Raw genomic sequence first — 23,190 nt, 5'->3', positions numbered from 1 at the left:
CCCAGTCTTACAGGCAGGTTGCCCACGTGTTACTCACCCGTCCGCCGCTGACCTTTCAAAAGCAAGCTTTTAAAAGGTCCGCTCGACTTGCATGTATTAGGCACGCCGCCAGCGTTCGTCCTGAGCCAGGATCAAACTCTCCAATAAAGAGTCTGAGCTTTTGCTCAAAATTTGCTAGCTTGTGTTACTTAAAATCATTTTGTCGTGTTCCGTAGAACCGACGTTATGACGCTGTTGTTTTGTTTAGTTTTCAAAGATCATTTGCTCTGTCGTCTCTCTCAAGGCGACTTTATTATCTTACCAAATCAATCAGTTTGTGTCAACAACTTTTTTCATTTCTTTTTTTCGGTAGAAACGATGTCGTTTGTGACAACGAATATTAATATACCATCGCTAGAATACAAAGGCAATAGGTTTTTTCGATTATTTTCGTTAAATGATAATGTTGTAATAGTCTCATTATTCAGTGCCTGATTTCCCCCTAAATTGAACGGTCATCATCAATCGTTAACCCTTATCAAAAACGCCGCGCTGCAAATAAGCAGCGCGGCGTTACCTTATAAAATTAACGGTGTCTCATTTGCGGGAATAACAATACATCTCTAATAGAAGGAGAGTTTGTCAGCAACATAACAAGGCGGTCGATTCCGATTCCAAGTCCACCTGTTGGCGGCATACCGTACTCAAGTGCCTCGATAAAGTCATGATCCATTTCGTGTGCCTCATCATTACCTTGCTCTTTTTCTTTAAGCTGCGCTTCGAAACGCTCTTTTTGATCGATTGGATCGTTAAGCTCTGTGAAGGCATTTGCATGCTCACGGCCAACAATGAACAATTCAAAACGATCTGTGAAGCGCGGATCTTCTGCATTCTTCTTGGCTAGTGGAGAAATTTCCACTGGGTGGCCATAGATGAATGTAGGTTGAATAAGCGTCTCTTCTACTTTTTGCTCAAAAAATTCGTTCAAGATATGACCGAACTGCATATGTTCTGTGATTTGAATGCCATGTTCTTTTGCTAGTGCACGCGCTTCCTCATCAGTCATCTGCTGCCAGAAGTCTACGCCTGTTGCTTCTTTAACTGCGTCAACCATGTGCAGTCGTTTCCACTCTGGAGTCAGATCGATTTCGCTGTCGGCATACTGAACCTTCGTGCTGCCTAACACTTCCTTGGCAATGTGAGCAACAAGGTTCTCTGTCAGGCTCATGATATCCTTATAGTCAGCGTACGCTTCATATAGTTCAATCATGGTGAATTCAGGGTTGTGTCGAGTGGATACACCTTCGTTACGGAAGACACGGCCGATTTCATAAACTTTCTCCAGGCCGCCGACAATCAGGCGTTTAAGATGGAGTTCAATCGCAATACGCATGTATAACGTCATATCCAATGTGTTGTGATGAGTAATGAACGGACGTGCTGATGCTCCACCGGCGATAGAGTGCATCATTGGTGTTTCAACTTCTAGGTAGCCATGGTCGTCCAGGTAACGGCGCATCGCTTGGATAATCTTAGAGCGGGCGATGAACGTTTCTCTGCTCTCTGGGTTTGTGATTAAGTCAAGATAGCGTTGACGGTAACGTTGTTCTACGTCTTTAAGTCCGTGGTACTTCTCAGGCAGTGGACGCAATGCTTTTGTCAGCAATTCAAAAGATGTTGCTTTAATAGAAAGCTCGCCTACTTTTGTTTTGAAAACAAAACCTGTTACTCCGACAATGTCCCCGATATCTGCAGAGTTGAAGATTTCGTATGCTTCATCGCCTACAGCATCTTTACGAATGTATAACTGAATTTGGCCGGTAAGGTCTTGGATGTGCGCAAAGCCTGCTTTTCCTTTGCCGCGCTTTGTCATGATGCGACCAGCAAGTGTTACAGCAATTTCCTTTTCGTCCAATTGTTCTTTTTCGATTTCTCCGTACTGGTTAATCAGTTCTTTAGAATCATTTGTACGCTCAAATCTAGCTCCGAACGGATCTAATCCTTTATCGCGGTGTTTTTGTAATTTTTCTCTCCTAACCATCAACTGGTCATTCAAGTTTAATTCTTCTTGACTCATTTTATTCAACTCCAACTAGTAATTTATCTACTCATTTATGTAGCAGCTTTTCTTTTATCTATCATATAGACTTTCCAACTATAAATAAAGCTAAAACTGCCAGTAGCATCTTACTGGCAGTTCAATCATGTTTTTGGGGTACAGTCGCCTAGCGTAGATTAGATAACTTGTGAAGTCATCGCTTCTTTTTCTTCTGTCTCTTCTACAAGATGATCAAGCAAACTTACAAGATCCATTCTCGTGTTACATTCATTAATAGAATTACGTACTAATGCATTGCCGCGGATGCCTTTAAGGTACCATGCTGTGTGTTTGCGCATTTCGCGTACTGCTGTATTTTCTCCTTTAAGGTCGATAAGACGATCAAGGTGAAGCTTACACACATCCATTTTTTCACGAACAGATGGTTCTCCGACAAGCTTTCCTGTTTCCAGGTATTGTACAGTACTGTAAATCATCCAAGGGTTTCCGAGTGCCGCACGACCAATCATGACACCGTCCACACCAGTTTCCTCTAGCATCCTTTTTGCATCCTGAGGAGTTTGAACGTCACCATTGCCGATGACAGGGATGTTGACGGACTCTTTAACTTGCTTGATGATGTCCCAGTCTGCATGTCCCTCATACATTTGTACTCTAGTACGGCCATGGACCGCTACCGCTTGCCCGCCTGCGCGTTCAACGGCACGGGCATTTTCAATGGCAAAGATGTGATCTTCGTCCCAACCTGTGCGCATTTTAACTGTGACCGGCTTATCAACTGCATCTACGACAGCTGCCACCATCTCATAAATCTTGTTCGGATCAAGCAGCCATTTAGCACCTGCGTCACATTTGACGATTTTTGGTACCGGGCACCCCATATTTATATCAATAATGTCTGCTGTGGTGTTTTTGTCTACGAATTTCGCCGCTTCCACAAGGGTATCTTTCTCGCCACCGAAGATTTGCAGACTTAGTGGTTTCTCGCGCTCATCAATATAAAGCATGCCCATTGTTTTGGCATTTTTATAGAGAATCGCTTTGTCACTGACCATCTCGGCACAGACAAGGCCCGCTCCGAATTCTTTAACCGTCAGGCGGAACGCGGCATTACATACTCCTGCCATTGGCGCTAAGACCACTTGGTTTTTCATGGTGATATCGCCGATTTTCAACATCAGTTATTAACCTCCTCCCTGTTTAGTTCTGGTGGTTCGAGTTCCTTTACCGTGATATTTAGTTCCTTGGCAATCGACTGAACAAGCTCCTCTGAAGGAACGCGGTTTCCCCGTTCAACCTCTCCTAGTACAGAGACTGAAATATGAAGATTTTTAGCAAATGATTCTTGGGTATATCCTTTTAGCTTTCGGTAAGCCCGGATACGTCTTCCCCACTTTTCGGCTTCCATACATGTACCCCTTCTCTATCTTGTTGTGCAAGAAGTTCTTTTCTATCTATCTCTATGGGCAGATCTTTATTTTCCGCGATCTCCATTAAAGGAACAAAAACAAAAGCTCTTTCCCACATTCTCGGATGAGGGATAATAAGCTCTTCTGTTTCAATATTTTCTTGGTTATACAATAAAATGTCAAGGTCTAAAGTACGCGGACCCCAACGCACCTCTCTTTTCCGCCCAAAAAAATGCTCAAATCCTTGTAATACCTTTAATAAATCAAAAGGGGGCAACTGAGTGTTTACTTTAATTACCATATTTAAAAACTTGTCCTGGTCTGTATAGCCGACAGGATCTGTTTCATAAATGGAAGATTCCTTTTCTAAAGTTATCTTTTCATGTTGATGGATTTGTTCCACTGCATCTTGAAGGTACCCGGCACGGTTTCCTTGATTGGATCCCAGGGCAATATAAGCTGTATTCATCACGAACGGCCCCTCGTTATTTCTACTGCGACAGATTCATAGTGGCCAGGGATCGGCGGGTCCGGCTTGATTGCTTTAATGGTACAACTTTGAATGAGTTCAAAGGCGGACAGAATTTCCTCTGCAATTCTCTCCGCAACGGTTTCTACTAATTTGTGTGTTTCACCCTCGACTACTTTTTTACATGTATTATATAGATCTGCATAGTTCACCGACTGGGTAAGGTCATCTGTTTTGCCTGCTTTGGATAGATCAAGTTCTACCTTCAGATCAATGATAAACCGTTGGCCAAGTTTCGTTTCTTCCGGAAATACGCCATGGTAGCCGTAGAATTTCATCTGATTTACATATATTTTATCGATAGGTAACCTCTCCTTCAGAAAGCATGGCATCCATCATTTTCGCCATACGCGTAATTTCTTTCACATCATGTACTCGGACGATGTGACAGCCCTTCTGTATACCAAGGCACACCGTGGCCCCGGTCCCTTCCATTCTTTCCTCAGCAGGAAGATCTAACACATGACCGATAAACCTTTTTCTAGATGTACCAAGCAACAACGGGTAACCTAAGGTATGGAAATGGTCGAGCTTTTGCATCACTTTAATATTGTCTTCAAATGTCTTGGCAAACCCTATCCCGGGGTCCAAAATGATGTTTTCATCCTTCACCCCGGCACGCTTGACCAATGTAATGCTCTCAAACAAATCACTGATCATATCCGGAATCAACTGGTGGTAGTCCCGCTCTTTCCGGTTTTGCATAAGGATGATTGGTACTTGGAGCTCAGCTGCAACAACAGGCATGGCTGGGTCTTCCTTTGCCCCCCATACATCATTGATAATGTGGGCGCCTGCCTGTATTGCTTGCCTTGCAACTTCCGCCTTATAGGTGTCGATGGAAATGGGTACTTGCACTTCCTTAGATATAGCCTGTATAACCGGAATGACCCGCTCCAGTTCCTGCTCAAGGCTCACCTTCTCCGCACCGGGCCTGGTCGATTCCCCGCCTATATCAAGGATATCCGCCCCTTGCGCCACAAGTTCCTTTGCACGCAGAACCGCACGTTCCACTTCATTGTATTTGCCTCCATCGGAAAAAGAATCCGGAGTGGCATTCAAGATCCCCATGATTAAGGTTTTTTCACCTAACGGTAAGTTATATGGTCCACATGTCAGCTTCGTTTGATATAAGTTCGTATTTCCCATTTTTACAATCTACCTTCTTTACCTGTTGATAGGACATCAATTGTTTTTCTGTGCTTTGTGTATACAAACCCTTCAGACAAGTGAGCCACGATGAATTCACCGCAGGAAATATTGTGTCATCCAGCTCAGCAATCCGAATTATTTCCTGGGTGGAGTTGGTAATGAATACTTCATCCGCTTCTAAAAGTTCCTCTTTCGGAAACTTCCCTTCTATCACTTCCAGGTTGAGACGGGAGCATAAGTGCAGGATGAACTTTCTGGTCACTCCATTTAAAATTCCTGTCGAAATGCTCGGGGTATAGACGGTATCCCCTTTTATCCAAAAGATATTAGAGACTAACCCTTCTGCCACATAGTCTTCCTCTGTAAGAAAGATCCCTTCTAGATCCAAGCTGGCCCCTAATTCCCTTTTACCTAAAAGATTATTTAAGTAGTGGTGGGACTTTAACCTTGTATCACCTTCAGGGGTATTACGTCTCCGGTTCAAAACTACTGCATTCTTACTCCCAGGATTGTGTTCAGGTGCAGGCCTTGTGAACAACAGCAAGGACGGGGCTCGGTACGTTTCAGTTGGAAGCCCCCAGTTGCTGATGCCGGCCGTGACATTCAGCCGGATTACACCATCCGTTAAACCGTTTTTCTCCAATGCCTCTATTACCAAATCGTATAGCTGCTCATTTGTATGGTCCCACTCTATATAGACGGACTCTAAACCTTCCCTTAACCGTTTCAGGTGATCGCGAAACAAGAACGGGACACCGTTATACGTACGGAACGTTTCAAAAAGCCCCACTCCGTATAAAAAACCGTGATCCATTACAGATACATTTGTCTCTTCTATCGGTTGCCAACTTCCATCCTTATAAACAATCATGTTATACCTTTTTGGTAGAGTAGGTGGCAATAAAGTTGCGCAACAACTCTTTCCCTACGGAGGTCATAATGGATTCGGGGTGGAATTGTACTCCTTCGATCGGCAACTCTTTATGACGGATGGCCATTATTTCATCTTGATCTGTCCATGCTGTTATCTCAAAGCATTCCGGCAGGGTTTCCTTTTTTACGATTAAAGAGTGGTATCTTGTCGCAACAAAGGGATTCGCCAATGTTTGGAAAATCGTTTTTCCATCATGATGCATCTCAGACGTCTTTCCATGCATCAATCTTTCCGCCTGGATCACATCACCGCCAAAAACCTGGGCAATGGATTGATGTCCAAGGCATACGCCAAATATCGGCTTCTTGCCGGAAAAATGCTTAATTACTTCCAAACTGATTCCTGCCTCATTTGGTGAACAAGGTCCAGGAGAAATCATTAAAAATTCAGGGTTGAGTGCTTCGATCTCCTCAATGGTAATTTCGTCATTACGCTTTACCACCAGATCCTCGCCAAGCTCTCCTAAATATTGCACCAAATTGTACGTAAATGAATCATAGTTATCGATCATTAAAATCATACTCTCACCTCTGCTCGTTTTTTTACCTCTTCTTCACTCAGCTCTTTCGCTTTCCATAGGGCTGCGGCTTTCTTTAAGGATTCTTTATATTCCCGCCTCGGCACAGAGTCAATGACCACTCCAGCACCTGCCTGAACATAGGCCATGCCTTCTTTGGCAATCATTGTCCGGATGGAGATGTTTAGCTCCATCTCTCCATCATAGCCGATCCACCCTATGGAACCAGTATATACAGAACGTCTTACCGGCTCAAGTTCTTCTATAATCTCCATCGTCCTTACCTTAGGTGCACCAGTTATCGTACCGCCAGGGAAGGTCGCCTCGATGATATCAGAAATATTTTTTCCTTCTCTTAATACCCCTTGGACATTCGAGACAATGTGCATAACATGCGAATACTTTTCGATCGCCATGAATTCATTCACTTCTACCGTACCATATTCGCAGACCCGGCCCAGATCGTTGCGCTCAAGATCCACCAGCATGACATGTTCGGCACGCTCTTTTTCATTATCAATCAGCTCTTGTGCAAGCCTGATGTCCTCTTCATCCGTCATCCCGCGGGATCTTGTACCTGCTATCGGCCGCGTACTTACCACATCATCTTTTTTCTTGACTAAAAGTTCCGGGGAACCGCTGACAAGCTGGAAATCCGGGAATTGCATATACCCCATATATGGAGAAGGGTTGATTTTTCTCAAAGACGAGTAGACTTCCATAGAATGAGTCAAAAGCGGTTCTCCCTGTCTGACAGAAAGATTCACTTGAAAAACATCACCTTGCGCAATATATGCTTGAATCTTTTTTACAGCTTTTATGAAGTCCTCTTCTGTAAAAGAAACCTCTCTGCTTTCGACCGGTTGTCTCTGGGGCGTGTACGGGTAGAACGTTTCTTCTTCCACCGGCTGTTCCCATTGTTTTTTATATAACTCTAGTCGTGTAATAGCTGCTTTTTCTTGTCCTTCTGGAGCATGGCTTATCAAATAGAGCACATTATCTTTTTTGTCATACACAAAAACATCATCAAACAACAGGAAATAAAGGTCCGGCAAAGCCAGGTCATCTTCAGCGATATCTGGTAAACGTTCAATATACCTGACGCAATCATAGGTCAAGTAACCAATCGCTCCCCCTGTAAAGTCAGGAAAGCCTTGTAGTTTTTGAATAGATCGCTCTGAAATGACTTCTTGTAACAAGGATAATGGATTTCCAGTCCTCTTTTCTTTTTTCCCATCCAGATAATCTATGTGCAGCTCTTGTTCTTTTCCTTGAATGGTGGCAATTGGGTCAAGCCCGATGATATGATATCTTCCCCCACGCCCACTCTCTAAAAGGACATGATACGGTTTGTCCTTTGCGAGTGATTTATATTTAGCAAACCATTGATCTTCGTTTAACGTTAACTTGATTCCAACAGGCACCTTTTGCATTCTTGCTGTCACGCTCCTAAATTGCATACTACCTTTATATTACATGAAAATTACACTCTGATGCACGATAAAAGAAAAGGGAAACAGCTCAACTGACTGTTCCCCTTAAGATAACCTATTCTTCAAATTGATATAATGGTGTGCTTAAATAGCGTTCCCCATTACTTGGGATAATTGCCAGCACCTTTTTGCCTTTACCAAGCTCTTTTGCCACTTGCAAGGCCGCAGATATCGCAGCTCCGGAAGAGATACCTCCAAGCAACCCTTCACGTTTAGCAGCAAGGCGAGCATATTCAAACGCTTCTTCATTTTTCACGGTAATCACTTGATCGTAGATGTTTGTATCCAAGATAGAAGGAACAAACCCTGCACCAATTCCCTGAATTTTGTGAGGCCCTGGTTTACCGCCGGAAAGTACCGGGGAATCTGCCGGCTCCACCGCCACAATTTTAATACCCGGGAATGCCTCCTTTAAGACTCCGCCGGCACCTGTGATGGTACCGCCTGTTCCGATACCAGAGACAAAGGCATCAAGACCGTCGCTGAATTGCTCGACAATCTCTTTCCCTGTCGTGTTACGGTGTATCTCAGGGTTTGCCGGATTATTGAATTGCTGCGGCATGAATATTCCTTTTTCTTTTAGCCAATTCTTCCGCTTTTCGAATCGCGCCGCCCATGCCTTCCGGACCTGGTGTAAGTACCAGTTCTGCTCCATAGGCACGAAGGAGATTTCGTCTCTCCAAGCTCATCGTCTCAGGCATGACCAGGATAGCCTTCAGTCCTTTAGCTGCCGCAATCATCGCAAGTCCGATTCCAGTATTCCCGCTAGTAGGCTCAATAATCGTGTCACCTTCTTTTAACTTGCCATCCTCTATCGCAGCATCAAGCATCGCTAAGGCAATACGATCTTTAACACTGCTTCCAGGATTCATAAATTCAAGCTTCAGATACACATCAGCCATGTCTTCGTCTACAATTCGATTTAGCTTTACGACGGGAGTCTTCCCGACTAACTCATCAATAGAATTTGCTACTCGTACCATTTATTCTTCCCCCTGTCTTTAAAACTTAGTGTTTTGGTCGGATTAATCCCATTTAACACCATTAAATCTGAATTGTCAATTTATTTGGTTCGACCTATTGTGCAGACGGTAGATTCCACTCCACCCCAACCTCGTCCCAGAAGATGGAGGCATCTACTGAACCGTCCATATGTTCCATCGCAAGGTGACGGCGAATCTGGTCTTTAACTTCATCAAAGGAATACGTAACGCCATCCATTTTTTCATAAAGGTAAATGATAGCGTACTTTTCATCAACAGAAATTGGATCGCTCCACGTTTTCTCTTTTAAGTTTGCAGCTTCTGCCATATAGGCTGTCGGATACACTTGCGATTCATGCGTCAAAAACCCAAGATCGCCTCCTTGGTTTGCTGTCAACTCATCTGTTGAGACTTCCATTGCAAGAGAAGTAAAATTGGATCCATCCTCTAATTCTTTTACAACAGCGTCTGCCTCATCTTTCGTCTCTACGATAATATGTGAGAGATGAAAAGCGTCCTCTATCGTATAAAGCTGTTTGTTTTCTTGATAATAACTTTCAAGCTCTGCTTCTGGTATGTTGACATCCTTCACAAGCAGTTCTTCTAATAATAAACTGGAACGAATCTGCTCCTTCACCAGCTCTTCAGAAGTATTTGTATGCAAAGGAGAACGACTGTACATCGTTTTGATCATTTTCCATTCTCTGTCGACCGACTGCTCCGAAACCGTCACCTTATATTTCTTCGCGATTTGTTTCACCACTTCATTATTAACCATTTTCGTGAGCATTTCCTGCCCATACATACCTTCAAGTTCCTCTAACATATCTTTTCTTGTAATGACCGTATCGCCCACTGTTGCAACGATATTTGCCTGACCATTAACGAATGCACTTGCATCAGATGCCTCTCTCAAGGAGAAAGTCTGCTTTACCACTACTGCTAGCGTGAGGCAATTAATAATCACGAGGCCAAATATGATATTCCATACCCACTTTTGTTTTAATCTCCGCTTTTCGTTCATATGTGCCCCCTAGCCTTTTACTTGCTCCCTCATCGCTTCTAATTCTTCTTTGCTGAAAAGATACTTGGCATTACAGAAGTGACAGTGTGTTTCTGCTTGACCGTCTTCCTCGATAATTTCTGTGATATCCTTTTCTCCCAGAGAAATGATCGCTTGTTCGAAGCGTTCTTTAGAACAAGTGCATTTGAATTCAATTGGCATGTTTTCCAGGACTTTTACATTTCCTTCTCCAAGGATTTCTGTCAAAAGTTCTTCCGGCGTCAGGCCTCTTTCAATCAACTTGGAAACAGGGGTCATATTATTGATTTTCTCTTCAATCAAAGTGATTGTCTCTTCTGACGTTCCTGGTAAAAGTTGAATGATGAAACCTCCCGCTGCAAGAATCGTGTTATCAGGGTTAACAAGTACACCAACTCCGACTGCAGAAGGCACCTGCTCGGAAGATACAAGATAATAAGTAAAGTCCTCACCAAGCTCTCCTGAAATCAATTCTGTTTGACCGGAAAAATGCTCTCTTAGACCAAGGTCTTTAACAACAGAAAGTGTTCCGTTGGTTCCGACCGCACGCGCCACATCAAGCTTGCCGTGCTGATTCAAGTCAAAATGCGTTTGAGGGTTGGTAACATAACCACGAACTTGGCCTTTTGCGTTGCTGTCGACTAAAATTACCCCAATAGGCCCGCCGCCATCTATTTTCACGGTAAGTTTATTTTCACCTTTTAGCATTGCTCCCATCATAACGGATGCAGTCATGGCACGGCCTAATGCAGCGGAAGCTGTTGGCCATGTCTGATGGCGTTGTTGAGCCTCTCCCACCGTTTCTGTTGTTCTAATTCCATATGCACGTACTTGGCCATCAAAAGCCAAAGCTTTTACGAGATAGTCTGACATGTTAGTTAGCTCCTTTCGTGTTTCAATCCTCTTTAGTATTTTTCATATAAATTAAATGCAATCCCTTTAACGTCAAGAAAGGATCTACAATATCAATAACATCTGACTCATTGCCGATAAGGGAAGCAAGACCACCGGTGGCAATAACTTTCGGTGTTACATCACTTTGTTTCTTCATACGATTTACGATTCCCTCAACCTGTCCAACATAGCCAAAAAGAATGCCCGCTTGCATCGCGCTTACGGTGTTTTTGCCTATTACTCCATCTGGTCTGGCAATTTCTATTCTTGGAAGCTTGGATGCACGGGAGTATAACGCTTCTGTGGAAATGCTGATCCCAGGTGCGATTGCCCCGCCCATATATTGCTTGTCCTCGTTTATGTAGCAATAGGTAGTTGCGGTTCCAAAGTCCACAATCACTAGTGGGCTTCCATAAAGATGGATCCCCGCCACAGCATTGACGATTCTGTCGGCTCCTACTTCTCTTGGGTTTTCATACTTTATATTTAAACCTGTTTTGATTCCTGGTCCGACGATGAGTGGTTTTAGATGAAAGTATTTTTGGCACATTCTTTCAAGGGAGAACATGATTGGCGGAACTACGGAGGAAATGATGATTCCTTCGAAGTCTTTAAAGGTTAAGCCTACATGTTCGAGCAGGGATTTGAAGATCATCCCGAATTCGTCTTCTGTTTTGTTGCGGCTTGTTTCGACACGCCAGTGATGTTTAAGTTCTTCTCCGTCATATACACCGATTACGGTGTTGGTATTTCCGACATCTAACACAAATAACATTTATATCCCCACCATGCTTTAAAATTAGTTTCATTATACTATATGGTAACCTAACTGACTCAATAGAAATAATTATTCCTCGGGAAATCATAATTCGACAAGATTCTGGTTTTAGGGTTTACTCCTGTTTCCTTTCGTTCCGGGGTTCGCTTATCCAGAGGGCGTGTGCTTGAGCCTTCTCACTTCGGGGGCTTCATTAAACGCCGCTGTTGATTTCCGCAAATGGCTTGGCTTTCCTAGGGGCTGACGAGAGCCTCCTCGGCAAGCCTGCGGGGTCTCCACCTAGCGCTATCTCCCTCAGGAGTCTTCGCCTTTTGCTCCAATCAACAGCTGGAAAGCATCGTGCAAGTAAAAACAACCTTCTACGATTGAATCGCATAAAAAAGGTGCCTGAATTTTACTCCAGGCACCTTTTTGTTTATTCAGGTTTGGTTTCGTCGGTAGATTCAGTTTTGTCTGCTTCTTTTTTAGAGTTGATGTTCACTTTCACATCATCGCCACCTTCAGTTTTTACAGGAAGTTCTGGAAGCTTCCCTTTGTCATATAGGTGTCTGATTTGTTCTGCATCAAGTGTTTCAACTTCTAATAGCGTTTGTGCTACAAGCTCCAGCTTATCACGGTTTTCCGTAAGAATCTGCTTGGCTCTTTCGTAACACTCTTTGATGAAACGTTGAATCTCCATGTCAATTTGGTGTGCAATAGCATCACTGTAGTTTTGCTCATTTTGAATATCACGACCAAGGAAGACTTGCCCTCCTGAAGCTTGACCAAATTGCAATGGACCAAGTTTTTCACTCATTCCGTATTCTGTAACCATTTTACGAGCTATTCCTGTAGCACGTTGGAAGTCATTATGGGCACCAGTACTTGCTTCGCCAAATGTGATTTCCTCTGCAACACGACCACCCAATAGACCTGTGATCTTATCTAATAGCTCTGGTTTTGTCATAAAGTAACGATCTTCTTTTGGAAGCATGACCGCATAGCCGCCAGCCTGCCCACGAGGTACGATCGTAACTTTATGCACCGTATCCGCTTCATCCAACACGACACCGATAATAGTATGACCTGCTTCATGATAGGCAACAATATTGCGCTCTTTTTTGGAGATAACTCTGCTCTTTTTAGCAGGTCCAGCAATAACTCTATCAATAGCTTCATCAATATCCAACATATCAATATGCTTCTTGTCGCGTCTAGCAGCCACAAGTGCAGCTTCATTCAACAAGTTTTCAAGGTCCGCCCCTGAGAATCCAGGGGTACGCATCGCAATCGTCTTCATATTGATACTATCATCAATAGGCTTATTTCTCGCATGAACTTTCAGTACCGCTTCACGGCCCTTCAAGTCAGGGCGATCTACCGTGATTTGACGGTCAAAACGACCAGGTCTCAATAATGCCGGGTCAAGAATGTCCGGTCTGTTCGTTGCTGCAACGATGATGATACCTTCGTTCGCTCCGAAACCATCCATTTCAACAAGCAATTGGTTTAATGTCTGTTCACGCTCATCATGACCTCCACCTAGGCCTGCGCCACGTTGGCGACCTACTGCATCGATCTCATCGATGAAAATGATACATGGAGCGTTCTTTTTCGCATTTTCGAAAAGGTCACGTACACGGGATGCACCGACCCCAACGAACATTTCCACAAAGTCAGAACCACTGATAGAGAAGAATGGTACGCCAGCTTCTCCAGCAACCGCTCTTGCCAATAATGTTTTACCTGTACCAGGAGGTCCGACAAGCAGAACCCCTTTAGGGATACGGGCACCAAGCTCAGAGAATTTACGTGGATCCTTTAAGAATTCCACAACCTCGACAAGCTCTTGCTTTTCTTCATCTGCACCTGCAACGTCCTTAAACTTAACTTTTTTCTTCTCTTCGCTATACAGCTTTGCCTTACTTTTACCAAAGTTCATGACACGACTTCCGCCGCCCTGTGCTTGATTAAGTAAGAAGAAGAATAAGATAAAGATAATGACAAAAGGAATGATGGAAGTAAAGAAGGTTACCCAACCGCTTGTTTCTTCCGCCGGGTCAACTGTCATTTGAATGTTTTGTTCTTCTGCAATGTTTTCCACGCGCTCTAGAGCACTGGCACTATTCGGGAAGACCGTTACAAATGTCTCTCCTTCTTTAGCGCCTTCCAACTTACCGCGTGCTTCATACACCGAACGCGTTGGTTGGATGGTGAATTCCTCCACCTTATTTTCTTCAAGATTCTGGATGAATGTATTATAGGTGATCGGTTTTTCGCTCGTGTCAGGGCTATTGAAAAAGCTCACAACACCAATGACCACTAAAAATATTAATAAATAAAAGATGGTATTACGAAATATTCTGTTCATCCCTTACCTCCTCCCACGATAGCCAAACTAAACCAATAGTAACATAGTAAATTAATCCAATTCAAGGAATCTGTATTGGGATAGCTTATTCTTCTACGTTAGAATAAATTTCTGGTTTCAATACTCCGATATACGGAAGGTTACGATATTTTTCAGCATAATCAAGGCCATATCCTACAACGAACTCATCTGGTACGATGAACCCAACATAGTCAGCTGTGATATCGGCTTTTCTTCCACTTGGTTTATCAAGCAGAGTAACAATCTTGATGGATTTCGCTTTACGGTAGCGGAATAGTTCCACTAGGTAGCTTAACGTTAAGCCACTGTCGATGATGTCCTCAATAATAAGGATGTCTCTTCCTTCTACTGAAGTATCCAAGTCTTTTAGGATTTTCACTTCACCAGAGGAAACAGTGGAGTTTCCGTAGCTTGAAACGTCCATGAAATCCATTTCCAAATATGTATCCATACGTTTGATAAGGTCGCCCATGAAAGGCATTGCGCCTTTTAATACGCCGATTGCCAAAGGAAAACGGTCACTGTAGTCCTCTGTTAATTGTGCACCTAATTCTCTAACCTTTACTTGAAGCTCTTCTTCACTAAAGAGTACTTTTTCGATATCTTTGTTCATTTCTTTGTTGCCTCCCAAACTTTTTGACTCGTCTTGCATGTTAATACTAAAACAGGACCCACCATTTCCTCTGTTGCTTCAAAAGTAGAACGTTTAAGCATGGGCATCCATAAAATCTCTTGGTTGGCATCGACAATTAAAGGCCATGTATCTCGTTGTTGTAGAGGAATTTTGCCTTCAATAAAGATGCTTTTGATTTTTTTGGAGCCGTTTGTCCCCTTCAGCTTAATTCGATCCCCGTCAAGACGGGTTCTTGCATATAGTGGAAGGGTGACTTTCGATAAATCGATCACTGCTTGATTTTCTTTGACATTTTGAGGTTTATCTTGTGTCCAAATCTCGCTGGTGATCATAAAATCGGTTGGCAGCTTCACATAACCAGGGACTTCAAGCAGATGCTTGTAGGCTTTATCACATTCATCCTTATCAAATGTCAATATGCATTCATTATAGGATTTGATAACCTGTAAGCCATTTGGGAAATGCAGCCTTCCAGAAGGGTGTTCACTTTCCAATAAGGATAATAAATTATCAATATGTATAGAGGAAAGAGATGGAGGAATTTCATTATTATAGAGATAGTTTAATATTAGTTGAATCCCTCGCCTTTGTAAAGGTTTAGCCATGAAAAGCAAAGGTTTTCTGTCCAATACCACCCTATCGTTCTCTTTACTCTTAATAACGTCAATCCATTCCTTTTCCATTAATGCCCCTATGTATTGTTCACTTTCTTGTATCTGCTCGCTGAAAGCTTGGAACCTCTGATGAAGCCCGGGAAATTCCTCCTTCAAAATGGGCAGAATGTGATGCCGCAGCCTGTTTCTTCTGTATGCGTCCTTGTCATTGCTTGGATCATGCCTGTATGGTACTTCATTTGCTTTTAGATATTCCATGATTTCAGACTTTGTGACTGTCAAGAACGGCCTTACGATTACGCCAGCTCCAAAAGTCCGTTTTGGAAGAATGCCGGCATGTCCACTCATCGATGATCCTCTTCCAAGTCTCATCAGAATGGTTTCCACCTGATCGTCTGCATGATGACCGAGCGCGAGAACGTCAGCTCGATATTTCCTCATCACTTTTTCATAAAAAGCATAGCGACATTCTCTAGCTGCAACTTGAACGGAGAGCTTCTTCTCATTTTGATAGGCAGACACATCTATTTGTTCTGCTTCAAATAGAATTTCCCTCTTTTCACATTGCTCCTTCACAAAATCCATATCCTCTTCGGATTCCGCTCCTCGGAACATATGATCGACGTGTGCTACCACCAGCTTTAAGCGTTTAGCTTCTTTAATGGAATCCAAATAATGAAGCAAACCCATGGAATCTGCTCCGCCACTGACACCAACCACCACAGTCGAGTGGGATGGCAGCAAGTCAAATTTATCTATGAATGTCGAGACAGTTTCCCACATAAAGTGTACCCATTCCTTTAATCTACGCGTATAATTTCTATTTTATCCTACCATTTGACTTCTTCTCCTGCAAAAATAGATGCTTATCCAAAAACATCCATACTGCTTTATACCCTCAAACACATCCTCAAAACGCTTATTCCTACATTATCTGGCCGTATAAATAGAAGAAATATGCAAACAGTATGACCGATAACAGCACGGCAGTTTCCATCCACCCTTTACTTGATTTTGTAGGAACTGGCTGCCTTTGTGTACTGGTACCGCTTCTAGCGGCACGACTCGTACTTGCAGCAGGTCCTTGTTTGACCTTGTTAGTTACTGGACGCTGTGCCGCCCCACTTTGAGAGGCGCTTGAGTTTCGTTGGCTCATGACAGAAAGCATCCCACTTTTCATTTCCTGTGCAGAGGAATATTCACCAGCTAACGCTCTCATCAGGACAACTTTATACCTTTTCAGCCAAGCTTCTTTGTCAATCTGCTCTTCCAACTGCTTGCGTCCGCTTTCCCCATTCTTTTGGAACTGTTTTGGGTAACAGATATGTATCATGATCATCGCCACAGCAAAAAGATCGTACGTAGCTTCTGCCTTTCTAGATCCCAGTCCCCAATACCCGCGATCAAAAAACTCCGTGAATTCTTTAATCGCCCGGCCATGCTGGGTTGTTCCACCGACATCTACAAGACGTACCTTAGGAGGGGTTGACGTCACAATGAGATTATCTGGTTTCAGATCTCCAAACACCCAACCCTCTTTATGGAGCGTTTCAAGATCTGTAAGTAATTGAAGAATCAAAATACCTGCCCACTCCATCCCTCTCTTCTGTACAAAAGAGAGAAGAGGCTCCCCTTCCAGGTATTCCATGACATAGAAGGAGAAAGATTGTTTTCCCCTCAATTGCTCCCAATCATCGACATCTAACAAAGAAGGCCCCAGGGAGAACCCTCGGACCTTCGAAAAATGACGCAGGACATTAACCTCAGAAGTGATGGACATGCTGTTTTCACTTATTTTTAATGCAGCTAATCCCTTTGAACTCCTGGTTAGATATACATACCCCGTCGCACCGTACCCGAGTGTTCTGACAATGGTGTATCTTTCTTTATGCCATTTTCCGATAATGGTCGTCCCATGAGGCAGATTACCTACCGGATTCTTCATAGTATTGTTCATCATCGGAAATCATGCTCCTCAGGTTACGTGTTTCTTTAAAATAAGGAATGGCTTCTTGAATGGCAGGACCTGTTGGTGTGATCCCACCTGTCGATAGTTTTGGAAAAATACTGGACAGCGATTCCAATCTCGGTGTCCAATCTAAGATCTTCTCCACTTCTTGGCGTTTTCCCGGGAAAACAAAGGCTGAAAACTGGTTATCACCAATTCTTGCATTCAAGCTCAGTGCCAAATCCAAAAGTGCTTCCTTGACGGTTGGAAGCTTGGACTTCATGCTAGCACTAGTATCAACAAGAATCAGCACCTGCAGGGAAACCGTTTCACCCAGTTCATCCACCACTTCCATCACTTCGCCGCGTTTCTCCGGCGGAAGGTCCTCCATGGAAGTTTCGGAACCCAATATTTGTTGAAGCTCCTTATTAATAACCCCCTGTAAAGTTTGGGTCATCGCTTTTCTGGTCACCATCTGGACTGTCTGAGATAAGTTCTTGGCATACACAATTTGACTGACGCCGCCACCAGACATTGCGATCCCCTCTATCTCTTGCATTCCTCTTTCATCTATCGTATCCTCATCCATCACCCCAATAACATTTACTGTAATACCCTGCTCCTTCGCAAGAGCTGCCATGGCAATTGGGTCGTCCCCTGAATTTGAGCATCCATCTGTAATTAATAAAATTTGTTTTAACGTTCCTTTATACACGTTTCGTCCCCTCCTAATGCGTATAATTTACATTAGCCATCATGGACGAAACAGACTTAATTTATACCTTTTGTACGCAATTTACCTTCTAAGAGGTATTCACCCCAACCACTTCCTTTTTACTCATTAATGATAGGGCAAACTTGAACTCTGCTAGTAGATAGATTGGCAGTTTAGCGAGTTGGCCTATTCGTTCCTTCCCGGACACGGGTTCATTCGGCATTGCTGACAGAATCGTTTCTTTTCCACTCTCGTTCGTTGCTTTCATTCTGGATAAAAGACTAATCTCTTTATCCATCACACTTCGGGCAATCACTGCCAGTGAATTCATCTTTCTCCTCATCACGCTTCCAGCATTACCTAATTGGTTGGCCCCTCTTCCCAGCATGATCTCTGCCGTGCTTGCAAGCTTCAGAGCTTTTCTCCCCAGCATTTTCTTAGGAGCAACGGAAACCACACCAACATTTTTACTCTCCATTACCTCCACAAGCTCACGACGGCCACCCATTTCCTTCACAAGACCCGTTACCATTTTAGATAAAATTCTCAACATTTAAAGCGCCTCCTTCATTCCTTGGTTTTTGGATAAATAGTGATAGGCAGGAATGGCTGCCCATTTCGGAATATTCCTCTCTATTTTTGCTACCACAACCGTCATATCGTCTTGGATCTGACCAGATCTTGTTCGAATGACCTCCTCCATAATGATATCTGCCATTTCTTGCGGGTCGTCCGTTCTGATTTCGGATACTTTTCGCTTCATCCACAAATCATAGTTCTCTACATGCTTTGGTCCTTCAAAAATTCCGTCGCTCATCATAATGAGAAGATCACCAGCTTTCAACTGGGAACTCACGACGTCCACATCGAATTCTTGAATGATGCCCATTGGTAGATTACTTGCCTCAATTTTAATTACTTTATCTCCCCTCTTCACAAAACTTGGAGTCGAACCAACTTTCAAAAACTTAGCAGAAGCATCTTGAAGATCAATCATTGCTAGATCGAGCGTCGTAAAAATCTCATCGGTCGTCCTTAATGATAGGACCGAGTTTACCGATTTGATTGCTACTTTTTCTTTGATTCCAGACTGTAGAATCTCTTGAAGCAACTTTAATGTCTCTTTACTTTCATAGTGCGCGCGCTCACCATTTCCCATCCCGTCACTAATGGCAATGGCGTATTTTCCATGTCCTAACTCTATTGTGGAATAGCTATCCCCCGATATCAGTCCTCCTCCTTTTGCGGCATGCGCAACGCCTGTGTCGACTACAAACGCTTTTGCAGAGCCGAATGATACATGACAGTAACCATTGTTATCCGCATTACACTCTTCTTTTTTAACAATAATGTTCTCTCGCAATATATCTGAAAGCATCGGAGCAATGAGTTTTTCACACTCACCCCGCCCTTCGCAGTATGGAACTGTCATTTCAATATCCACATTCCCCTGCTCGACGCTGTAAATTTCGACTTGTTCAATTTCAATTCCGAATGCTTGGAGGGCATCTAGTATCTGATCTTCCTGAACATAATGATTCTCCCTCTCTCGCTGAATCTCCCTTGCAAAATCCTCCATCACTTGTGAAACTCCCATCAATTGATCGGCTACCAACCTCCTACTCTCCATTAATTGTTTTTTCAGCTTCTCACTCGCGTGGAACTGGGCCAGCTCGTTTTTGATCACGGTTTTTACCTTTTCCGATTTTACGCAATGGCGATCCCACTCCTTTTGCAGTTTGACATTCAGACTGATGGTTCCTTCCTCTGTATCCTCCATTAAGTGAGTCATATAATCATAGGTTTTCTGGAAATTCTGTGTCCAGCACTGCTCTTTTTTAAAGCAATTTTGACACGTCTTCTCAGTTACATTACTCAAAAAGAGATCCACTTCTTTTTCCGAATTTGGATGTTCAAATTGAAATTTTGAAAAACTGTTAGATAGCGCTTGGAAAACGTGTGAAAATTGTTCCACCCTATTCGCAGTCACATCACGGATCTTCCGCATGTATTGCTGTTGCTCTGCTGTATGTTCGGCTGTTCCGGGAATGGATTTAGCCAGGTTAGCAATAGCTCTTTGTGGGGTTAGCAGAAAGAGCGCAACAGCCACCATTGACTCCATGATGGTAGGAACAAGCAGCGTCATCCCCTCCCCATAAATGCCAATTAGTAATGTGCCTAGAAGCAGTCCCACCGATACACCAAGCTTGTTTCCTTCCCGTAACAGCCCTCCTAACAGACCGGCAAAAGCCAGCAAACTCATCTGATATAGGTTGGATACAGTTGCTAAGCTTAGAATGAGCCCTGTCACCACACCAACCGTCGAACCAATGGTGGCTCCAGCGACAAAAGCAAAGATTAATACAAGATATCGAGATAATATATGTTCAACAGATAGATCATAGGCTGTCCAGCCGATAGTCCCTGTCAAAACCGAAGCGAACAAAATAATGAGACAAATAATTTCCTCTGTTTTAAATGCCTGTCTCTTTTTCCTCATGGTGATGAGCGGCAGACTTTGGAAAAAGATGAGTGTGAGGATAAATCCAAGCCCTGCCTCTACTCCGATCATCAGCCAATCATATGTCACAATTCCCGTTGTAAAATAAATCATCGTTGTCTTGGATAGAAAGGCCGAGAGGAAGACCAGAAACGGCATTGCCTTAAGAGGCTCTATCTTTAATGCCTGAGCCCATTTGAAAAGGAGAACAAATAATATCATCCCACCAAGTACATAGGCGGCGGTCAGTGCCGAGATAGTGGCCGATCCGACCATTAAGGCAATTAATGTGAGCCCCGCCCGTTTCTTTTTCAAAAAATACACAGCTGCGAAAAATGGTAATGCAAACGGTGTGATTTCATTAAGGATTAAAGCTCGTCCGAGTAAGAACCCGATAAAGACTAAAAGAAATCCTTGGTGAAATAGAATGGACGTAAGTTTCGTTTTCGTCGTATGGATCGACTTCATAAATGTTTTTCTGACTTTCCCAAACTGAAGATTGGAAACCGGTTCCCCCAAATCTCTTTCTAGTCCCTGCATGATATCCACTCCCATATTTTATCTATTGGGGTCATTATACAAGCTCAAAAGGAAAAGATTTGTCAAAAGAACCGTCTAGAACCTAAGAAGTGTTCGACGTATTACAAGGAAAAGAGGGAAAAGCTGTCATGAAATCATCGCATTTGCTATTCACTCTCATCAGTTTTTGTAAATTCTCTAGGTAATTGCTAGGATAATGTTCTAATTATTCTTACATTTTTAAAACGTATTGACATATGAATGATAAGTTAGTATGATAATTCTTGTGTCTTGTGAGAGATTACTAATTTCTCCTGCATTATTTATAAATTTGGCGGTGTAGCGACGAGCGACACTTCACCGAATTTGCTTCGAGTTGTCCCGACGGATTCACTTCCTGGCTTTACTTGCAGAGGAAGGGACACAGACCATTAACACTGGTCGCCAGTGAATCTAATGAAACACTTATAAATTTGGCGGTGTAGCTCAGCTGGCTAGAGCGTACGGTTCATACCCGTGAGGTCGTGGGTTCGACTCCCTCCGCCGCTACCAACTTTATAAGGCCCATTGGTCAAGCGGTTAAGACACCGCCCTTTCACGGCGGTAACACGGGTTCGAATCCCGTATGGGTCATAAAATAAAAGCTGCCACAGCTTCAGGGAATACCTGATACTGTGGCAGCTTTTTTGTGTTTGTGCACTTTTGAAAAGTGGTTTTGGGTAACTTTCTTTTTATTTCGGGGTCGATCCATCCATATTAACTGTTCCCACTATTCAAATTTAGCGAGAATATTCGTTTATCCATTGTAAATGGAATATATCCATTGTAAAGCCAATATATCCATTGCAAAAATGATATATCCATTGTAAAACCGATATATCCATCATAAAAAAGATTTATCCATTATAAGACCCTAAGGTAACTTTCCCCCTTGCTAAATGCATAACCTTAGTTGATTGTAGTGGAAGGCGCGAAGACTCCCGCGGGAGGAAGGGACAGGGGAGACCCTACAGGCGAAGCCGAGGAGGCTCCCGGACCGCCCGCAGGAAAGCGAAGCGCCTAGAACGGAAATCAACCGTCCTAGAACTCCCCCCTACCAAAACCAAAAAAACACGCCCCAAAAAAGGGCGTGCTCAAACATTACGTTTTATATATGAGATTTTCAGCAGCAAGTTACTTTCTACTTGCTCCACGACCTCCACGTTTTGATTCCGTGCTACGCTTCAGGGTAGATAAACGATCTTCGCTATCTTTCAAGAATCTAGCCATCTTCTGTTCGAAGTTTTCCTTTGGTTTGAATTCTTCTCTTCTTCCTCGTGGCGGACGTTGATTTGAGCGTTGTTGGTTGTTGTTGTTCGGACGTTGTGATGGTGCAGCAGAACGTGGTTGTGGCTCACGATACGTGTCGCTTGCCTTTTTAATGGATAGACCAATTTTGCCATCCTTCTCCACATTGATCACTTTCACCTGTACTTCGTCCCCAACTTTTAAATGGTCGTTAATATCCTTCACATAGTTGTCTGCAACTTCACTGATGTGAACAAGACCAGTTGTTCCTCCTGGCAACTCAACGAACGCGCCAAAATTAGTTATACCTGTTACCTTACCCTGTAACTTGCTGCCTACTTCGATTGACATAAAAAAAATGCTCCTCCTTAAAATCATAAAAATAAATCACTTTACCTACCATTATACCTAGAGCAAAATTGAGGTGTCAATATGACGACTAATCTGACGACGAATCGTCAGGCATATTGAAGATGATTTCATCCTCTTCTGACATGAAATAATCTCTACGTGCGATCTTCGCAATATAATCATCATCGTTCAGTTTTACAATTTCCTCTTCTAAACGCTGTTGTTCTTTTTTCAGTTTTGCCAGCTCTTGTGCGACTACTTCTTTTCTATCTTCTTTTTCTTGAAGAATAGCTCGTTGGTCTAAGAGTGTTTTTCCCATTAGTATTCCAAAGACTAATGCTAAACAAAAGAATAATGATAAACGGCGATAAAGTCCACGGCGTCTTTTCTGTTGTTTCAACTGCTGGTCCTGTTTTTGTTTGGAATAATCGGAATGGATTTTTGCTACCTTTTCATCTTTTGCCGCGCTCATCTTATCATTC

21 protein-coding genes, 2 tRNA genes, 1 rRNA gene and 1 pseudogene are annotated in these 23,190 nt (G+C 43.1%); 2 read left to right on the top strand and 23 right to left on the bottom strand.

From position 1 onward, the window contains the following. From M313_RS0100400 to spoIIE, 21 genes and pseudogenes are all read right to left on the bottom strand, one after another. Positions 1-147: ribosomal RNA gene (locus M313_RS0100400) — 16S ribosomal RNA — on the bottom strand; the annotation flags it as partial. 418 nt (positions 148-565) lie between these two features. Continuing rightward, a complete protein-coding gene (gene lysS / locus M313_RS0100395) occupies positions 566-2,056 on the bottom strand; it encodes a lysine--tRNA ligase (protein WP_010191443.1) in 1,491 nt (496 codons plus the stop codon). A gap of 158 nt (positions 2,057-2,214) precedes the next feature. Continuing rightward, on the bottom strand, positions 2,215-3,216 hold the full coding sequence (gene dusB / locus M313_RS0100390) for a tRNA dihydrouridine synthase DusB (protein WP_010191442.1): 1,002 nt from the start codon (positions 3,214-3,216) through the stop codon (positions 2,215-2,217). Then, the gene (locus tag M313_RS0100385) at positions 3,216-3,446 is read right to left on the bottom strand and encodes a helix-turn-helix domain-containing protein (protein ID WP_010191441.1); all 231 of its coding nucleotides are present in this window, start codon (positions 3,444-3,446) and stop codon (positions 3,216-3,218) included. The genes dusB and M313_RS0100385 overlap by 1 nt, the downstream gene beginning before the upstream one ends. Continuing rightward, positions 3,398-3,919, bottom strand: coding sequence for a 2-amino-4-hydroxy-6-hydroxymethyldihydropteridine diphosphokinase (gene folK, locus M313_RS0100380; protein ID WP_029326263.1), 522 nt, complete (start codon positions 3,917-3,919; stop codon positions 3,398-3,400). The genes M313_RS0100385 and folK overlap by 49 nt, the downstream gene beginning before the upstream one ends. Continuing rightward, positions 3,916-4,278, bottom strand: a complete 363-nt coding sequence (folB, locus tag M313_RS0100375; RefSeq protein ID WP_029326262.1) for a dihydroneopterin aldolase — start codon at positions 4,276-4,278, stop codon at positions 3,916-3,918. Before folB ends, folK begins: the two co-directional genes overlap by 4 nt. After that, positions 4,271-5,125, bottom strand: a complete 855-nt coding sequence (folP, locus tag M313_RS0100370) for a dihydropteroate synthase (RefSeq protein WP_010191436.1) — start codon at positions 5,123-5,125, stop codon at positions 4,271-4,273. The genes folB and folP overlap by 8 nt, the downstream gene beginning before the upstream one ends. Beyond that, positions 5,076-5,999, bottom strand: coding sequence for an aminodeoxychorismate lyase (gene pabC, locus M313_RS0100365; RefSeq protein ID WP_010191434.1), 924 nt, complete (start codon positions 5,997-5,999; stop codon positions 5,076-5,078). The genes folP and pabC overlap by 50 nt, the downstream gene beginning before the upstream one ends. Before the next feature lies 1 nt (position 6,000). Beyond that, positions 6,001-6,582: an aminodeoxychorismate/anthranilate synthase component II gene (pabA, locus tag M313_RS0100360; protein WP_010191433.1), complete on the bottom strand. Its 582-nt coding sequence runs from the start codon at positions 6,580-6,582 to the stop codon at positions 6,001-6,003. Continuing rightward, the gene (locus M313_RS0100355) at positions 6,579-8,012 is read right to left on the bottom strand and encodes an anthranilate synthase component I family protein (protein WP_010191432.1); all 1,434 of its coding nucleotides are present in this window, start codon (positions 8,010-8,012) and stop codon (positions 6,579-6,581) included. Before M313_RS0100355 ends, pabA begins: the two co-directional genes overlap by 4 nt. Positions 8,013-8,127: 115 nt before the next feature. Then, positions 8,128-9,055: pseudogene (gene cysK, locus M313_RS22265) on the bottom strand (cysteine synthase A). 94 nt (positions 9,056-9,149) lie between these two features. Then, positions 9,150-10,079, bottom strand: coding sequence for a peptidyl-prolyl cis-trans isomerase (locus M313_RS22260; protein WP_010191429.1), 930 nt, complete (start codon positions 10,077-10,079; stop codon positions 9,150-9,152). A gap of 9 nt (positions 10,080-10,088) precedes the next feature. Continuing rightward, positions 10,089-10,970 (bottom strand): Hsp33 family molecular chaperone HslO, encoded by an 882-nt coding sequence (hslO, locus tag M313_RS0100340; protein ID WP_010191428.1) that lies wholly within the window; start codon positions 10,968-10,970, stop codon positions 10,089-10,091. A 22-nt stretch (positions 10,971-10,992) separates the two neighbouring features. Next, on the bottom strand, positions 10,993-11,766 hold the full coding sequence (locus tag M313_RS0100335) for a type III pantothenate kinase (RefSeq protein ID WP_010191427.1): 774 nt from the start codon (positions 11,764-11,766) through the stop codon (positions 10,993-10,995). 418 nt (positions 11,767-12,184) lie between these two features. Next, positions 12,185-14,119 carry an ATP-dependent zinc metalloprotease FtsH gene (ftsH, locus tag M313_RS0100330; protein ID WP_010191426.1) on the bottom strand — a complete coding sequence of 645 codons (1,935 nt, stop codon included), beginning with the start codon at positions 14,117-14,119 and terminating at the stop codon, positions 12,185-12,187. A gap of 85 nt (positions 14,120-14,204) precedes the next feature. After that, positions 14,205-14,753: a hypoxanthine phosphoribosyltransferase gene (hpt, locus tag M313_RS0100325; protein ID WP_010191424.1), complete on the bottom strand. Its 549-nt coding sequence runs from the start codon at positions 14,751-14,753 to the stop codon at positions 14,205-14,207. Continuing rightward, positions 14,750-16,171 (bottom strand): tRNA lysidine(34) synthetase TilS, encoded by a 1,422-nt coding sequence (gene tilS, locus M313_RS22255; RefSeq protein WP_010191420.1) that lies wholly within the window; start codon positions 16,169-16,171, stop codon positions 14,750-14,752. Before tilS ends, hpt begins: the two co-directional genes overlap by 4 nt. Positions 16,172-16,313: 142 nt before the next feature. Next, positions 16,314-17,348 carry a serine/threonine protein kinase PrkT gene (gene prkT, locus M313_RS0100315; protein WP_010191418.1) on the bottom strand — a complete coding sequence of 345 codons (1,035 nt, stop codon included), beginning with the start codon at positions 17,346-17,348 and terminating at the stop codon, positions 16,314-16,316. Further along, complete coding sequence (locus M313_RS0100310) at positions 17,314-18,051, bottom strand: vWA domain-containing protein (protein ID WP_010191415.1); 738 nt, start codon at positions 18,049-18,051, stop codon at positions 17,314-17,316. The genes prkT and M313_RS0100310 overlap by 35 nt, the downstream gene beginning before the upstream one ends. An 88-nt stretch (positions 18,052-18,139) precedes the next feature. After that, on the bottom strand, positions 18,140-18,604 hold the full coding sequence (locus M313_RS0100305) for a hypothetical protein (protein ID WP_010191413.1): 465 nt from the start codon (positions 18,602-18,604) through the stop codon (positions 18,140-18,142). Then, positions 18,605-21,091 (bottom strand): stage II sporulation protein E, encoded by a 2,487-nt coding sequence (gene spoIIE, locus M313_RS0100300; RefSeq protein WP_010191411.1) that lies wholly within the window; start codon positions 21,089-21,091, stop codon positions 18,605-18,607. Between the two features lie 454 nt (positions 21,092-21,545). Between spoIIE and M313_RS0100295 the strand changes: the two genes are divergently transcribed. After that, positions 21,546-21,622, top strand: a tRNA-Met gene (locus M313_RS0100295). A 9-nt stretch (positions 21,623-21,631) separates the two neighbouring features. After that, positions 21,632-21,703: transfer RNA gene (locus tag M313_RS0100290), tRNA-Glu, on the top strand. A 540-nt stretch (positions 21,704-22,243) separates the two neighbouring features. On the opposite strand, the gene M313_RS0100285 is transcribed toward M313_RS0100290, so the two are convergent. Then, positions 22,244-22,708, bottom strand: a complete 465-nt coding sequence (locus tag M313_RS0100285) for a S1 domain-containing RNA-binding protein (protein ID WP_010191409.1) — start codon at positions 22,706-22,708, stop codon at positions 22,244-22,246. An 88-nt stretch (positions 22,709-22,796) separates the two neighbouring features. Further along, positions 22,797-23,180, bottom strand: coding sequence for an FtsB family cell division protein (locus tag M313_RS0100280; protein WP_010191407.1), 384 nt, complete (start codon positions 23,178-23,180; stop codon positions 22,797-22,799). Positions 23,181-23,190 lie beyond the last annotated feature (10 nt).

Source organism: Bacillus sp. m3-13 (assembly GCF_000175075.1).
GTDB lineage: Bacteria > Bacillota > Bacilli > Bacillales > Bacillaceae_I > Sutcliffiella_A > Sutcliffiella_A horikoshii_C.
The sequence above is the reverse complement of the archived record's forward strand: the minus strand, read 5'-3'. Positions and strand labels throughout refer to the sequence as shown.